This window comes from Vibrio satsumensis (assembly GCF_050337435.1).
Lineage (GTDB): Bacteria > Pseudomonadota > Gammaproteobacteria > Enterobacterales > Vibrionaceae > Vibrio > Vibrio satsumensis.
The window spans coordinates 1-14,736 of sequence record NZ_JAKJSX010000025.1; the positions used below are offsets into that span (position 1 = coordinate 1).

The 14,736-nt window shown below is 42.6% G+C and carries 15 protein-coding genes and 1 rRNA gene; 7 read left to right on the top strand and 9 right to left on the bottom strand.

Annotated features, from left to right (window positions below; translation table 11 throughout):
• Together L4C44_RS22530 and L4C44_RS22535 are read right to left on the bottom strand one after the other, a co-directional pair.
• Nucleotides 1-253 (bottom strand): 16S ribosomal RNA (locus L4C44_RS22530); the annotation flags it as partial.
• A 561-nt stretch (nucleotides 254-814) separates the two neighbouring features.
• The gene (locus tag L4C44_RS22535) at nucleotides 815-1,339 is read right to left on the bottom strand and encodes a DUF3087 family protein (protein WP_086715399.1); all 525 of its coding nucleotides are present in this window, start codon (nucleotides 1,337-1,339) and stop codon (nucleotides 815-817) included.
• A 256-nt stretch (nucleotides 1,340-1,595) separates the two neighbouring features.
• Between L4C44_RS22535 and trmY the strand changes: the two genes are divergently transcribed.
• Complete coding sequence (trmY, locus tag L4C44_RS22540; protein ID WP_428805738.1) at nucleotides 1,596-2,195, top strand: tRNA (pseudouridine(54)-N(1))-methyltransferase TrmY; 600 nt, start codon at nucleotides 1,596-1,598, stop codon at nucleotides 2,193-2,195.
• 75 nt (nucleotides 2,196-2,270) lie between these two features.
• Here trmY and L4C44_RS22545 read toward each other — a convergent pair whose 3' ends face one another.
• The 3 genes from L4C44_RS22545 to L4C44_RS22555 are packed head-to-tail and all read right to left on the bottom strand — an operon-like array spanning nucleotide 2,271 to nucleotide 5,969.
• A complete protein-coding gene (locus L4C44_RS22545) occupies nucleotides 2,271-3,344 on the bottom strand; it encodes an HlyD family secretion protein (protein WP_372385293.1) in 1,074 nt (357 codons plus the stop codon).
• Nucleotides 3,311-4,627, bottom strand: a complete 1,317-nt coding sequence (locus L4C44_RS22550) for a glycosyltransferase family 2 protein (protein ID WP_428805739.1) — start codon at nucleotides 4,625-4,627, stop codon at nucleotides 3,311-3,313. Before L4C44_RS22550 ends, L4C44_RS22545 begins: the two co-directional genes overlap by 34 nt.
• Nucleotides 4,614-5,969 carry a TackOD1 domain-containing metal-binding protein gene (locus tag L4C44_RS22555; protein ID WP_428805740.1) on the bottom strand — a complete coding sequence of 452 codons (1,356 nt, stop codon included), beginning with the start codon at nucleotides 5,967-5,969 and terminating at the stop codon, nucleotides 4,614-4,616. Before L4C44_RS22555 ends, L4C44_RS22550 begins: the two co-directional genes overlap by 14 nt.
• A gap of 364 nt (nucleotides 5,970-6,333) precedes the next feature.
• Between L4C44_RS22555 and L4C44_RS22560 the strand changes: the two genes are divergently transcribed.
• Complete coding sequence (locus L4C44_RS22560) at nucleotides 6,334-7,536, top strand: hypothetical protein (protein ID WP_428805741.1); 1,203 nt, start codon at nucleotides 6,334-6,336, stop codon at nucleotides 7,534-7,536.
• Nucleotides 7,537-7,662: 126 nt separating this feature from the next.
• Here the strand turns inward: L4C44_RS22560 and L4C44_RS22565 are convergent, their stop codons facing one another.
• Nucleotides 7,663-8,763: a permease gene (locus L4C44_RS22565; protein WP_146490364.1), complete on the bottom strand. Its 1,101-nt coding sequence runs from the start codon at nucleotides 8,761-8,763 to the stop codon at nucleotides 7,663-7,665.
• 233 nt (nucleotides 8,764-8,996) lie between these two features.
• Between L4C44_RS22565 and L4C44_RS22570 the strand changes: the two genes are divergently transcribed.
• Together L4C44_RS22570 and sigZ are read left to right on the top strand one after the other, a co-directional pair.
• Nucleotides 8,997-9,293 (top strand): ArsR/SmtB family transcription factor, encoded by a 297-nt coding sequence (locus L4C44_RS22570; protein ID WP_004733042.1) that lies wholly within the window; start codon nucleotides 8,997-8,999, stop codon nucleotides 9,291-9,293.
• Entirely contained in the window at nucleotides 9,277-9,894 is a 618-nt protein-coding gene (sigZ, locus tag L4C44_RS22575; protein WP_428805742.1) for an RNA polymerase sigma factor SigZ, read from the top strand. Before L4C44_RS22570 ends, sigZ begins: the two co-directional genes overlap by 17 nt.
• A gap of 147 nt (nucleotides 9,895-10,041) precedes the next feature.
• Here the strand turns inward: sigZ and L4C44_RS22580 are convergent, their stop codons facing one another.
• Nucleotides 10,042-10,656: a DUF6198 family protein gene (locus tag L4C44_RS22580; RefSeq protein ID WP_017065874.1), complete on the bottom strand. Its 615-nt coding sequence runs from the start codon at nucleotides 10,654-10,656 to the stop codon at nucleotides 10,042-10,044.
• A 460-nt stretch (nucleotides 10,657-11,116) separates the two neighbouring features.
• Nucleotides 11,117-11,266, bottom strand: a complete 150-nt coding sequence (locus tag L4C44_RS22585; protein WP_190960444.1) for a hypothetical protein — start codon at nucleotides 11,264-11,266, stop codon at nucleotides 11,117-11,119.
• A 29-nt stretch (nucleotides 11,267-11,295) separates the two neighbouring features.
• Between L4C44_RS22585 and L4C44_RS22590 the strand changes: the two genes are divergently transcribed.
• The 3 genes from L4C44_RS22590 to L4C44_RS22600 all read left to right on the top strand — a co-directional run bounded on the left by L4C44_RS22590 (nucleotide 11,296) and on the right by L4C44_RS22600 (nucleotide 13,886).
• Nucleotides 11,296-12,507, top strand: a complete 1,212-nt coding sequence (locus L4C44_RS22590; RefSeq protein ID WP_086714277.1) for an MFS transporter — start codon at nucleotides 11,296-11,298, stop codon at nucleotides 12,505-12,507.
• 223 nt (nucleotides 12,508-12,730) lie between these two features.
• The gene (locus L4C44_RS22595; RefSeq protein ID WP_192891822.1) at nucleotides 12,731-13,456 is read left to right on the top strand and encodes a sulfite exporter TauE/SafE family protein; all 726 of its coding nucleotides are present in this window, start codon (nucleotides 12,731-12,733) and stop codon (nucleotides 13,454-13,456) included.
• Between the two features lie 67 nt (nucleotides 13,457-13,523).
• Nucleotides 13,524-13,886 (top strand): MmcQ/YjbR family DNA-binding protein, encoded by a 363-nt coding sequence (locus L4C44_RS22600; protein ID WP_428805743.1) that lies wholly within the window; start codon nucleotides 13,524-13,526, stop codon nucleotides 13,884-13,886.
• A gap of 91 nt (nucleotides 13,887-13,977) precedes the next feature.
• Here the strand turns inward: L4C44_RS22600 and L4C44_RS22605 are convergent, their stop codons facing one another.
• Nucleotides 13,978-14,721 carry a phosphatase PAP2 family protein gene (locus L4C44_RS22605; protein ID WP_428805744.1) on the bottom strand — a complete coding sequence of 248 codons (744 nt, stop codon included), beginning with the start codon at nucleotides 14,719-14,721 and terminating at the stop codon, nucleotides 13,978-13,980.
• Between the last annotated feature and the right edge of the window lie 15 nt (nucleotides 14,722-14,736).

The following is a 14,736-nucleotide window of genomic DNA, read 5'->3' on the forward strand; positions in this document are numbered from 1 at the left end:
TCCCACCTAGGCATATCTTGACGCGAGAGGCCCGAAGGTCCCCCTCTTTGGCCCGTAGGCATTATGCGGTATTAGCCATCGTTTCCAATGGTTATCCCCCACATCAAGGCAATTTCCTAGGCATTACTCACCCGTCCGCCGCTCGACGCCCATTAACGCACCCGAAGGATTGTTAGTGTCGTTTCCGCTCGACTTGCATGTGTTAGGCCTGCCGCCAGCGTTCAATCTGAGCCATGATCAAACTCTTCAATTTAAGATTTTGTGACTCAACGAATACTGACTTCAAAACTAATATTCATGTAAACATGAACATGAACATGTAATTCTAAAGCTATTACCATTCCAACAGAATGGTAATGAATTGACTGTGCCAAATAACCGAAGTTATTTGTATTGGTCACTCAGTTCATTGAAATCAAGTTTGTTACCGAAGTAACTGTTACTACCTAAGTAATAACGTTTTGATATTCATCAACGAGTGCCCACACAGATTGATAGGTTTAAATTGTTAAAGAGCTTTGCTTATCGAAACTTTCTTTTTACAAAGAAACCCTTGAAAGCGGACGTGAATTCTAGCGATTTAATCTTAAGTGTCAAACACTTTTTAAAATTAATTTCTTTCGAACTTTCCGTCTTACTGATTACTGCTGAAGCCTTGCGGCGTCTGCCGTGTCAGTGAGGCGGCATTATAGAGATCATCGAAAACATGGCAACCCCTTTTTTGATAAAAATTCAAAAAACTTGCTTAAGTGGATACTTTTACGTCAAAAGGTTCTTTCGTCGCTCAAAGCTCATACAATAATGGGCATATTGCTTAAAACTTTGCGACTAGATCTTTCGAAAAAGCCTCTATATCTAGCTCAATGCTCCATTTCTCACTCAGTTCTAGGATGTTATCTAGCGATTGCTGAACTGTTTTTATCGTCAATGTGTTGTTGTCTAGGTCGTATACCTGTTTTTGCGTGGTGTAGTAGAAGTAAAGGATGGTCAGCGCGTCTCGGTCGCCTTGCTCAGCTTTGGGTTGAATACGCTTTAGCTTACGATAGATTTGATTATGGATTTGCTTAAGGTTCCATACATAAAGTGCTTCTTTGAAGTAATCATGCCCTTTTACACGACTCGCGATAAATGCATTCAAGGCGACTGATAAGATCACACCTAATACGTTCAAGTGAAAATTACCTGTCGATTCGCCAACGATTGATTGCCCTGAACCGAATAGGTCAATCAGTATGGTTCCGAATACAATGGCAAACACGGCGAGAGAACCAACCAACGAAACCAATAACAGGTTCATCTTCTTTCTGTATTCTTCTTTATTGATCTTCTGTAACTTCATCGACTACTTCCTTCTGCAAGTCACCTAATAATTTGCGCATACTATCTACGTAAACATTGGGTCGCTTCAACCCTTACCATCTTGTAATGTGGTCATTCTCTATTTAATACGCAGAGTTCTTCTGATTGGCGCTATACGCAACTCTATTTGACTTCATTAATAGAAAAGAGTTACATACCGCCACAATTTTGGTTATTCATCAATTCATGTTGATAAAGCCCGCTTCGCTTTATCACATACTGACAAGGTACATTCCATGCGTTCATTTGTATTACGCGCTCGCGCAGCCCCTACAGAGAGCAAACTTATCTTAGAAGGTGTTGGGCAAGATGCTCATACTGAGATTCTGGCTCATACTCTGATGAACACGATCTTCGTTGCTCAATCTCACCGTGAGAATGTCACCGTACACCTTGTATTAGAAAGTACTAAAGACTTTTCACGCACGATTACATTCGATTCAAACGAAATCACCAACATTGGTGGCTTCCATGAGTCTGCATTGTTATCAGCGGTAGTAAGAGCGGTTGACGCTTCTCAAGGTATGACAAAAGAACAGATGCGTCAGGTTGAACCGGGCATCACTGTTCGTACTATGAGTTTTGAGAAGCTCGTTAAAGAGCTAGCAGAAGACCACCAGCTGTACATGATGGATAAGAAAGGCGACTTTATCCGTGATGCAGAGATTGCTGAAAACCCATGTTTCCTTCTAACTGACCACATCCCTATGCCGAAGAAAAGCTACAATAGCTTGAAGCGTCTGGGAACAGAGAAAATCAGTTTAGGTCCGAACATGCTGTTCGCTTCTCAGTGTGTCGTGTTGATCAACAATGAGCTAGATCTAAGAGGCTTCTAATTCAACCCAACAGCTGTTGAAATAAAATGGAGCGATCATCGCTCCATTTACTCCTTTGTTCAGTTAACTTCCGCACTAAAAACGAGCTTCAACTGTCATCCCTTCAACCCAATACTCTTCTGGCGGTGCTGTAATAAAGTCCAATACAACTTTCAAATACGCTGGCTGACCTTCAAACGGGCTTACTAACTGGCTTGGTAATTTACTCACAACTTCTACCGAATCGGACACTTCAGCTTCAAAAGAGCTACCGTTAGGAAACTTTACTAACGCATTTGCTCCCTCTACAGCGTCTTCTAAATATTTAGGGTCTAGGTAAGCCACGATATGAGGAGCGGTATTTTTTGCTATCGTCACTAGCTCATCGCCTTCAAAAACACGCTGCCCTTCGACAACATGTATATCTACGACGCGCCCCGCATAAGGAGACTTTATTGATAACTCTTGCTCTCTTACACGCTTAAGGGCTAAGTCTTTCATCAATGAACGTCTAGCCTGACTAACTGGTCCAGCTAACTCCCTCTCCTCTTCAGCCAATTTCGCGCTTTGATAATCAAGCTTTTGTTGGTTCAACTGGTTGTTCAGCGAGTTACCCATCCCAACAATACTGGCATAATCCACATCCGATACTTGTCCTTTTTTACGATATTCTTCATAACGTTTTTGAATTTGCTGTACTTTACTGAGGTTCCGACGTGTTTCTGCAATACCGTTTAGGTACAATGCTTCCATATCGCTTGGTAAATTGACTTTTAACCCTAACAGCTCCGCATGTATAAACTCAATTTGAGCTTCAATTTCCAAATTCGTCAATTGAATTGCAGTCTGTGCTCGCTCCACTTGAGTTCCGTCGTCTATGGGAATCGGCCCAACAATGCCTGCAACCTTAGCAGTCAGAGTAACTGGATAAGACGTAACAATAGCCGGAGCAATCACGAGAAAATTTGTCTTCAACAAAAAATAAGCCACAAATAAAAGGGGGCTTACTACCAAGCTCAAGATCAAATACCAACGAAAGCGATATCCCCCTCTTTTTGCTTGCCCGTAAGCAACCTTTACACCGTCATCCGATTGAGGTTTACTTTTTTTATCCAGATGAAATTTTACTTTCATTGCTAAAACCTTTTGCCTTTTTTCAATACCCACCAAGGAGCCATACTCGACTCTTCGTGACTTCTTCTAAATAATTCATTAATCATGGAGAACGCAGTAATCAACCGCATAAAAAACTGATAAAAAGGATATAGGGGTAGCCATTTAGCCATTCTTAGATCCTCTTTCTCCCTTTCAGAAACTAAACCAATGTAAACAGTAAAAAATAGAATTACGGTCAACAAATACACGCAATAAATTAGAATCATCAATGCAGCAACAAAATCCATTGAGTACACCCAAAATATATAAAACATGAACACTGAAACTAGAATCGGCAGCAATACATTTTGCAAAACACCATAAACAAGAGTGAAGATGAAATTCCCCCAACCCAGTAAACGGGGGGTTAGTCCTTCATTGTGTTTCCTCAAAAACAGAAACAATAAATCTCCGTCCCATCTAAGCCTTTGCTGTACTAATCCTTTTAAGGTATGAGGCACGTCAGTATGACCGACAGCTCTTGGTGTAAAAGCCAATCTATTATTTGGGTAGCGTTTCTTATATTGCTTAAGCCTCATCGTTAAATCGAGATCTTCAGCCGTATGCGTATCCCAACCTCCAACTTGTTTTAATACATTTTTTCTAAATGCACCAAAGGCTCCAGAAATATTATTTAGCACTCCCCAATTTGAGAGCCCTGTTTTTCCTGCTTGCATAGACAACATATATTCTAGAGACTGCATACGAGTAAGTAAGTTGTCCTGCCAATTTCTTACACGCAACGCACCACCTGAAGCAATCACATTCTTGTCAGTAAATTGCTTCATCATTTGCAGTGCCATATCGTTATCAAAAGAAGTATCGCCATCAACATTTATAACAAAATCGCCGGTGGCATTATCTAAACCAGCATTCAACGTTGATACTCTTCCTCCCCTTTGCCATTTGGGTATAACTCGAACATTTCGATTTTTTACAGATTGATGTCTCTGCTCACCTCGAATCGCAGCTTGATAAGTATCTTCATTCTGAGCTGCACCATCAACTACCGCTAACACTTCAATCTTTCCGGGATACAGTTGCTCAACTAGTGTGTCTATCGTAATTTCAATCGCATCCCCTTCGCTATAACAAGTAATGACGAAAGATATGCTCGGGTATTCTGTTATCTCAATATCACTCTCAGAATAAGACCAACGAAATATCCCTGTTAACACGAGTAAAAAAAGTGGCAGTTCAACAATAACCATCATGGGAAACAGCATGAGCCATAACTCTGTATTTTCGAGTAACATTCCCCAAAAATATTGTTGAAGATTGAGGCTATTCGACAGCATAAATTTCGCCGACTTTACTCTCTAACCACGCCCCTACTTCCTCTTTAACCATGGGGTCAGGAAGGCTCCAAGCAAACACATTCAATGTAAAATCATCGTCTTCAATAAGTAGACAAAGGGCTTCTATTTTTTCACGCAGAACATTGATATGTTCCATCTTAGCTTTAGGCATAAATACGAAAAGAACATCACTTTTGTACTGACAACAAATATCTGAGTCTCTAAACAAACCGTTAAGGCGCTCAGTAATTTGCTCGATCAAAGCAAACATTTTCGCATCTCCATTCTTAGATACATATTGAGCTAAATCAGGGAGATGCAGACCTAGGAGAAGATGCTCTTCTTGATGACGGATAGCGATACGATTGACCCAATCAAGGAGGTTCGAAAAATACCCGCTGTCTACTTTGCCGCGTAGTGTCAGCTCTGGAGCAGATAATTTGACGCCGTGACGAAATATATACTCGCCCTGCACACCTAATTTTAATGAATAGATTTTCCTGACAACCAACTGAGAAACATCATTCTTGGCATCACAACTAAAACAAACAGCCAAAGTCTCAGCTTCAGAAAAGGAATGAGAACAAACGTTACATGAATGAGTCTCTAACGGGCGGTCATAATCCACACCGATATGACGAAGTTGAGTTAAACATTTAGGGCATTCCAGTTTATGGTTACGTTTAAATTGTCCTTGTTCGGCTACATGACCACAGGTGAAACAATGTAATGAGACACGCTCGGTAATATCAATGTCTTTACATGAAGGGCACACTTCGATGTAATTCAAATGAGCACTAGCGCAGTCAGAACATACACGGACTCGATTGATCAACTCATCATATTCAAACGTATCACGCTTGGTTTCTGACAAAACAAAACGATATGTAGAACTCAACTCTGGATAATATAAGTCGACTAAAGGGTAAGAATATATCGATTTCAGAGTCAGGGATCGATGAGGGACTAGTCGTCGATCTTGCTCTAACCCTAACCATCCAATTAAAGGGTCTAAAGCCTCCGTCGATTCGGAAACACTGTTCAACGTTCTACTATGTTGGAGCAGCTCTTCCTCGATAGTCTCTTGATTTAAAACTCCATCAGATAAACAAACTGACAATGCGCTAGTTTCAAATACATAAATCTTCCAAGACCAAAACTTTCTGCAACGGTGAAGTTGACTTAATAAATCATCTTGTACACTGGCTTCTGTGTTTAGAAAAACCACACCACCTAACAACTCTGGTAGTTGCTCAATATCACTTACTTGCGCAATATCAAATCGATTTTCCGTATCAACTATTGGGGTCCCAAGACAGTAAATTTTTAATTTATCTCTCATTCATTAACTCCATACTTTTGACACTTCCACCGTCAAATAAACGTAACATTCTGAATATTAATGAATGCTATTGGATTGGTCGGCCTTATACAAATACTAGATATCGATGTAAAAACAGTCCAATTATTAACCAACAATATAAAATACTGATACCATTACATTAACAATACGGAAACATAGATATTAATGATAATTTTAAAATTATAGATAAACAGCACTCCAAAAATTGGATAGCGATACTTTTTTCAGACTAATTACATCAACTTTCGGAGCAATGCCCCTCTCTAACTCATTCAATCTTATAAATTTCTCATATCACTTCTATACTGATTCCAATCTTAATTAATTGTGTTAAAGGCAAAGGATGAGCGTATTAACCGTATTCTTCTGTGGTACAGGCTCAAACTCAGAAGACAACAATCACAAAAACTATGTTTCTGGCGAATTGATTTCGACGTTAGCAAAGAATGCAACGGGCAGAGACATGATTGACTACATTCAAGTGGATGGGGTTGGTAGTGGCAATCAGAACGAATGGTTGAAGCAAGGCAAAGATGACACCTACTCTGCAGTGAGAGGAACACTGCTGGGCAAAGGCATTGATAGCAATATGCGCCATGTTCTGAATATCTTGCGTGGAAACCAACAAGATAAGAATGACTATATGAAGCGAGCGAAAGGACTGCTCAGTGAATCTCGCCCTGCAAAATCGGCTTGGCCTTTTGCAACCAACCAGAAATACCAAGATTGGTTGAAAGATTCACAAGAATTAGCCGCTGACCTAAAACACGGTATGGCAGCGCGCCAACAGAACATCGCGATTGAGCGCCAAAGTAAACCGATTAGCCAAGTGAACATCGTGGGCTGGAGCCGAGGTGGTGTAAGTTGCTTTGAATTGGCGAACCGTATGCTCAAAGATCCCGAACTTAGCCACATCCCAGTTAACATCTTTGCTTGTGATCCAGTACCCGGAGGGATGAACGCATTCAAGGATTACAAATCACTCGGTAAAAACGTTAAACAAATAGTATGTGTTTTCGCGGAAGACGAACGCTCACTCGCTTTTAAAGCAAGAATGCCCCGCTTGTCCCCTTCAACTAAATACTACACAACCTACATGCCTGGTCGACACGGCACTTTGGTAGGTAATGCCAATACCTCTGGCGGAAGCAAAGGTGCAGGATTACTCACTGGCCCCGGCCTTGTCACAAGAGACTTCATGGAGAAGGTCTTAACAGGTTGGGGAACCCAGCTTAAAGCGAGTACAATATTGAACTTCTCCCGACAACGCATCATCGAGTTATACGAGCAGATGCGCAGTCACGAAGAGTACTTCAATAAAATGCACGGCATGACTTACACTGCGAAAAACCGACTGTTATGGACAAGCAAAGATCGAATCGGTCAGCAGAGAGAACGCCGCTACGGTATTCCAATGTATCGTTTTCAGTTTCCCGGCATAACCAACAACTACGGCGATGCGATTAATCGTCACCACTGTGATGTATTAGCGACTAATGCTTTCGCAGCACACGGTACTTCGGCGGCACTACCAAACCCAGTCTGATACGTATGGTTTGTTAAACTCATTTCAGGTCGGGACAACCCAAACAAAAAAAGAGCTCAACTAAGTGAGCTCTTTTTTATTATCTGTATCTTGTTATCAATCGGGTTATCGAGGAATCAGACCTGATTAACCAAAGATGAAGCTGTATAGGAAGCCTGCACCCATCGCCATGCTTAGGATAACGAATAGGAATGCTGCAATCATTTGGTTTTTGAAGATTGATTTAAGCAGGATAACTTCAGTCAAACTTGCACCCGCACTACCAATGATCAATGCCATTACCGAACCTAACGCCATACCTTTCTGAACTAGAGCAGCACTTAGTGGGATGACCGCTTCAGCACGAATGTACAGTGGAATACCAATCACAGCCGCTACGGGAATCGCGTACCACATACCTTCACCAGCGTACTCTGCAATTAGGTCTGTAGGAATGAAGCCATAGATGAATGAACCAATCGCGATACCCATCATTAGGTAAGGGAAAACTTGTTTGAAGTCTTTCCAAGTTGAGAACCAAATTCTCATCCAACGGCTAGGCTCTTTCTTCTCTACGATTTCAGCAGTTGCGCTTCCACCCGCTGAGCAGCATGAAACAGTAACTTGTGGCTCTTCTTTTTTAGAATCGCAGCAAGATGTCTCTTTCGCCATTACCGGTGCAGGCTCACCACATGCACTTGTGCCACATGAAGATTCAGCTTTTACTGGTGCTGCTTTCTTAGGAGCAGAGTCACCGCAGCTAGTACCACAGCTTGAAGAAGAACCTGTTGATTCATACGCTTCTGCTTTTACGTAACGCTCAAAACCTAGTTTTTCTAGTGCGTAACCTGCCACTACCGATACCGTCATTGCTACTAGGAAGTAGAACACCGCCACTTGCCAGCCGAACGTAATCACGAACAAACCAATGATCACAGGGTTCAATAGTGGGCTACCGAATAGGAACACCATCATTGGACCGAAACCCGCTCGAGCACGCAGCAATCCTTTTAAGAAAGGAATGGTCGAACATGAACAGAAAGGTGTAATCGCACCCAGTAGCGCTGCAACCACATAACCCTTACCGTTACGCGAGCTCAGAATAGATTGAATCTTCTCTGGTGTAAGAAACTCTTGGAGAATCCCAACAATGTAGCTGATCGCCAAGAAAAGGATGATTAGCTCTACTGCTAAGAAAGCGAACATATCAAGTGCGTCTTTTAGCATTGTTAACATTTCATTGCTCATAATTAACTCCAAACTGGATTGAAGGCCGGACTCTATGAGGAAAGTAACCAACCCTTAATTTCGAATATTCTCGAATTATAGAAATATTTAGTAACAGATCAAGCTTTATTTCGATAAAAATCGAATTGAATTTCAAAAGAACGGATTTTCAATGACTTACATAATCACGCTTTTTACATTTGTATTTGGGATACATTTCGACTATTATCGAAATTAAATCTTGAGGAGTTAATATGAACTTAGAAGTCGTTGCGAAAGCACTTAAAGAGTTGGGGCACCCTATCCGCCTAACTATCTATAAGAGTGTCGTTAAAGCTGGCTACCAAGGCATTGCAGTTGGCGGCCTACAAGAAGAACTCGGTATCCCCGGTTCTACCTTGTCTCACCACATTTCAAGCCTAGCGTCGGCAGGCCTAATCAGCCAAAGACGTGAGGGAAGAACCTTATTCTGCGTGGCAGAGTATGAATGCCTAGAAGGCGTAATTGATTTCTTACAAGACGAGTGTTGCGTGAATGAACAGTGCAACTGATGCACCTTTGAACGGGGCACCTTTGAATAGGGCTTCTTTGGACTTAGAACAGGTTTGGGCCGAGTATCAACAAGCGTTGAAGTCGTTTCTGCACTCTAAGGTCAACAATGCAGCCGATGTAGAAGACTTGCTTCAAGAGATCTTGATTAAGACATACCAGAACTTACACAAAGTCCAAGATGCAAGCAGTGTGAAATCGTGGCTATTTCAATTAGCGAGTCACACGATCATCGACTTCTACCGTAAACATGCTCGCCAACAGCGTGACAGCCAAATTGATGCTGAAGATCTCTGGTTTGCCGATTTAGACCATGACTCTGAGTTTAAACAAAAGCTGTCGTTGTGTATTGAGCCGTTTATTCAAGCATTACCAGAACAAAGTTCATCGCTACTGCTTGCTGTTGATATCAAAGGCCAGAGCCAGAAAGAGATCGCAGAAGCACAAAACATAAGCTATTCAACGGTGAAGTCTCGCGTTCAGAAAAGTCGTGGCGATCTTAAGAACCTATTCGAACAGTGCTGCAATTTGTCACTGGATAAGCAAGGCAATGTGATTGATTGTGAGCTCAAGTCGGACGCCGATTGCGGTAAGTGCCAATAGAAGTACTGATAGGAACTAGCTCAAACCCATTATTTGAATAGAACAAAGCCAGCAATTGATGCTGGCTTTGTTCTATTCATAATCTGTAAGTCACTTTGCTTAAGCTAGCCTAGTGTTTGAGCGAAACTAGTGCTTATGTGAACTTAGCTACGCGGCTTCCGCTTTGACGACCGGTTGATAGCGCCCCGGTTTATGGTTCATCGCCAAAATCAAGTTGGTGACTATCGCACCCAGTACAGACAACAGAACCAATGACACATCAACGATAAACAGTGACAGCACAACAATCGTACAGTCTAGTGCCATCTGAACCTTACCCGCTCGAATTCCAAAACGTTCTTGTAAGAACAACGCCAGAATATTGAAGCCACCCAAGCTCATCTTGTGACGGAAGATCACCAACATGCCCGTACCAATTAATCCGCCGCCAAGTAATGCTGCATACAATGCATGGATTTCGGCAATCTGAATCACGTGATACAAATGATCCACAGCGAACGAAACAATCGAAACGGCAATAAAGGTATTGATAGTGAAGCGCCACCCCATACGAGCGACCGACAAAATATAGAAAGGTAAGTTAAGTGCGAAGAACACTTGGCCAAAGCTCAAGTCTGTCACTTTGGTAATGAAGATAGCTAGACCAGCCGTGCCTCCGGTAAGCAGACCGACCTGATTGAAAAAGATAACGCCGAGTGATACCAATGCGCTACCTAAGATCAGCGCCAGTAAGTTTTCGCGAAGGTTATGGTCTTTATCCATGTGAATGACTCTCCCTGAATCTTTTAACATCGCGTTTCAGTCAGTTGAAACGATTTACGCCCAAATTTACGATGTTTGACAGATAAGTCGAGTGAACAGCCGATCTTGTGAGGTGATTAGTTTGTATATTAGTTTTTACAGTTTTGTGAAATATCTCAATAAAGCAACCAGTTACGAACATGAAATCAAGTATCTATTCTGAATTACACGCTTCTACCGTTGAATCAGTGAGCTTAGCGTTTTCCTATTTATTGGTCATGTTTCATCCCAATTCCAGCGACGCATAGATCTATGCATAAAACGCATAGACTAAATCACAAATGGTCATTTGATACATATCTCACTCGTCATTATGATGCGCGACTTCTTACAACATAGAGCGCATGTAAACACCTAATGTTTTCACAATCTCTTTTTGCCCAACTGGCAAGAATGACGTTATTCCTCGTCATTAGTTTGGTTATTGTGCATCACAGTCAGCCATTGATTGATCTTCTGGCTCAGCATGCCGTAAGCAGTGGGTGCCACCAGCAGTCAGGCCATGATCATTCTGGGCACGAACACCACCACGAAATGACTGACCAACACATGTCTGCGCAAGAGCACTCACATCATCACCATTAATTTAAGAGTATTAGAATGAGCATTTTCCGTTTTCCTTTACTGGTATGGCTTGGGATCGGCACACTTATTATCAGTCTAGGGATCAGACAATCATTCGGCATTTTCATGATGCCAATTTCAGAGCATTTCGGCACGGGTCGAGAGTTTTTCAGCTTCGCTATTGCTCTACAAAACCTATTGTTCGGTGTGTTCCAACCTTTTGTGGGCATGGCTGCTGACAAATGGGGAGCAAGACGCATCATTATTGCTGGCGCATGTGCTTACGGTTTGGGTTTACTTCTTACCTCAATTTCTACCGAATCAAGCATGCTTTACGTTTCATTGGGCGCACTGGTTGGCCTTGGATTAAGTGCTACGAGCTATGTGATCGTGTTGGGTGCTGTCGCGAAAGTAGTACCCGCAGAACACGCAGCTAAAGCATTCGGTTTAACCACGGCTGCCGGTTCATTTGGTATGTTCGCGGTGATTCCGGGCGCGCAATACATGTTGAACGAATTCGATTGGCAAAGTGCGATGCAAGTGTTTGGAGTATTGTGTTGTTTGATGATCTCTTTTGCACTGTTCATGCGTGCGCCCAAAGCTGCATCAAACAAACAGGCTCAAGCAGAAGACAATCAAACATTGAAAGAAGCGTTGTCTGAAGCGTTCTCTAACAAAAGTTACTGGTTGATTCACGCTGGCTTCTTTGTGTGTGGTTTCCACGTGATGTTTATTGCGACACACTTGCCAAGTTACTTAGCAGACAAGAATTTACCTGCGAGCAGCGCAGCGATGGCACTGGCTTATGTCGGTATCTTTAACATCTTCGGATCTTACTTCTGGGGTGTAATGGGCGATAAGTTTAGTAAGCGTCATGTAATGTCGGCACTGTATTTAGTGCGTACTGTGGTTATTGGTGCGTTTGTGACTCTGCCAGTAACGGAATCAACCGCAGCTATCTTCGGCGGGGCAATTGGATTCTGTTGGTTAGGTACAGTACCGCTAACTTCTGGCTTAGTTCGTCAGATCTTCGGTGCACGTTACCTATCGACTTTGTACGGTTTGGTATTTTTTACTCACCAAGTAGGAAGTTTCTTAGGCGCTTGGGTTGGTGGTCGTATTTACGATTACTACGGATCTTACGAGCCAATTTGGTGGTCAACGGTGGTATTGGCATTTGCAGCAGCGCTTATCCATTTACCAATCAATGACAAGCCGATTGAGCGCATCAAATTGGCAATGGCTTAACATTTAACACTGACTCCCCCAGCAGCGAAAATTGATAAGCAATCCAATAAGAGAGTGGACATTGAAAGGAGAACATCCTGAGATATCCGCTCTCTTTTTACTAGTCGCTATAATCGAAATAATAACTAGCGAAACTTGCATAAACCTCACTGAATAATAAGACTATTTCCATCGTTTTACTTTATAGTATTCGTTCGCTCCTTTAAAACTAATCCGCAGGCTTATGGAATACCTAGATCAGACCGCCCTTATCGCGATGGCACTCATTTTTGTCGGCTCATTTGTGCAAACAGCTATCGGCTTTGGTTTGGCTATTGTGGCTGCCCCGCTGCTGTTTTTAGTCTCGCCAGAGTATGTACCCGCACCTATCTGTCTTGTTGGCCTGTTCATTTCTATATTCAATGCCTTTAAACACCGAGCAAACATTTCTATCGGCGGATTAAAAATCGCACTACTTGGCCGTATTCCAGGTTCGATTGCAGGTGGTGCTTTGTTAGTGATGGTTTCAACGAGCGTGCTATCACTTTGGTTAGGCTTGCTGGTAGTATTTGCGGTGATTGTCAGCTTGCTGCCGTTTAGGTTAGAGCCGACACCGACCAAGATGGGCATTGCTGGATTCTTCTCAGGATTCTTTGGCACCAGTTCAGGTATTGGTGGTCCACCAATGGCGTTGCTACTTCAACACCAAGATGCCAATCAACTTCGTGGTAACCTTTCTGCGTTTTTCGTGTTTAGTTCTATCATTTCATTATTGGTACAGATCCCAATTGGCTTCTTCACGATGCACCATTTGATCATCACAATCCCGTTGCTTCCTGCGGCTTGGTTGGGTTACAAAGTGGCGTTAATGACCACACAAAGCATTCCTAAAGAGAAGATACGTATCGGTTCTTTATTGTTATGTTCTATCAGTGGCTTTACGGCTATCTGGCAGGGCTTAGCTGGCTAGTTCATAACGGAAATGTTAATAAAGAAATAAGCACAAATCCAACACTAACCTATTGAAAGGACGCTCTATGACATACGACGAGTTCAATGCATTCTGCGAGTCACAACCTGCCACCAGCTATGTGATGCAGTGGAATAGCTCCCACGTATGGAAAGTGGGAGGGAAGGTGTTTGCGATTGGTGGTTGGGGGCCGAACGACGAGCCCGCGTTTATCTTCAAAGCGTCCGATCAGAATTTCGACTTTCTGAAAGAGGAGCCCGGATATAAACCTGCTCCCTACTTTGCTTCGCGTGGTATGAAGTGGATTCAGCTTTTTGAAAGCACACCAGAAAGGGATGAGGAGCTGAGATACTACCTCACAGAATCACACCGAATTGTGTCTTTGGGGCTAACCAAAAAGAAACAAGCAGAACTCGGTCTCAATCAATAAAGAGACGGTCTGCTTGTAATAGGTTATCCAATACTATGTTAGCGCTTTAAAAATCAGGCAGCCCCTAGGAATTTAAGCGGATCTTAAACGCTTAGGTCGCTCTCAAGAACTTAGGCAGTAAAGGTTCTATTTTTTGTGTTGGAACCACTGGCACCAATAGATAGATAAGACCGGCAAAGGCGATAGACGCCGCCAAGTCTTCAGGTCGATGCATACCAAGCCAAACACGACTATAAGCAACGCCACCAGCCCAAACCAGTAAGCCGCCCACTAAGTAAAAACGTTTCGCTTCTAGGAACAAACCACCAAAGAACGCCAGACACACGCCAACAAAAATCATGTGTCCAGATGGGAAAGAATAGTCCGTCTCACCCAACCAATGGCGCGTTCGCCACTCACTCACCTTATCTTGCACAGATGCAATTGCTGCGTTCTTTTCTACCAGTGGCAGTTCATAAAACACTTCTGGCATTTCAACGACTTCTTGCGTTACCAAATACTCAGAATAAGGACGAGGACTTTCTGTTGAATGCTTTAAGAAGGTTTTCGCTGCAAAGCTAAGCACCAACAACAAGCCGAGCTGCAGACAAAGGCTGACCAGCTTAGCTTTGGAAAATTTCATCATGAGCAAAACTAAAGACAAAACAGCTAGCGTTACCAAGAAACCTTGATTACCTGCTGAGTAAGTCACGAACGTCATAAAGGCGCCATAGAAAGGCAAAACCGCACTTCCCAGGTCGAAGTCGGATCCAAAGATCAAAAATGGTACGAGGGAATACAAGCTTAGAACAAGCAGTAGTAAGCCTTTGGATTTGTTAGAGAACAGAGAAGTCATGGCTAAAATCTTTTA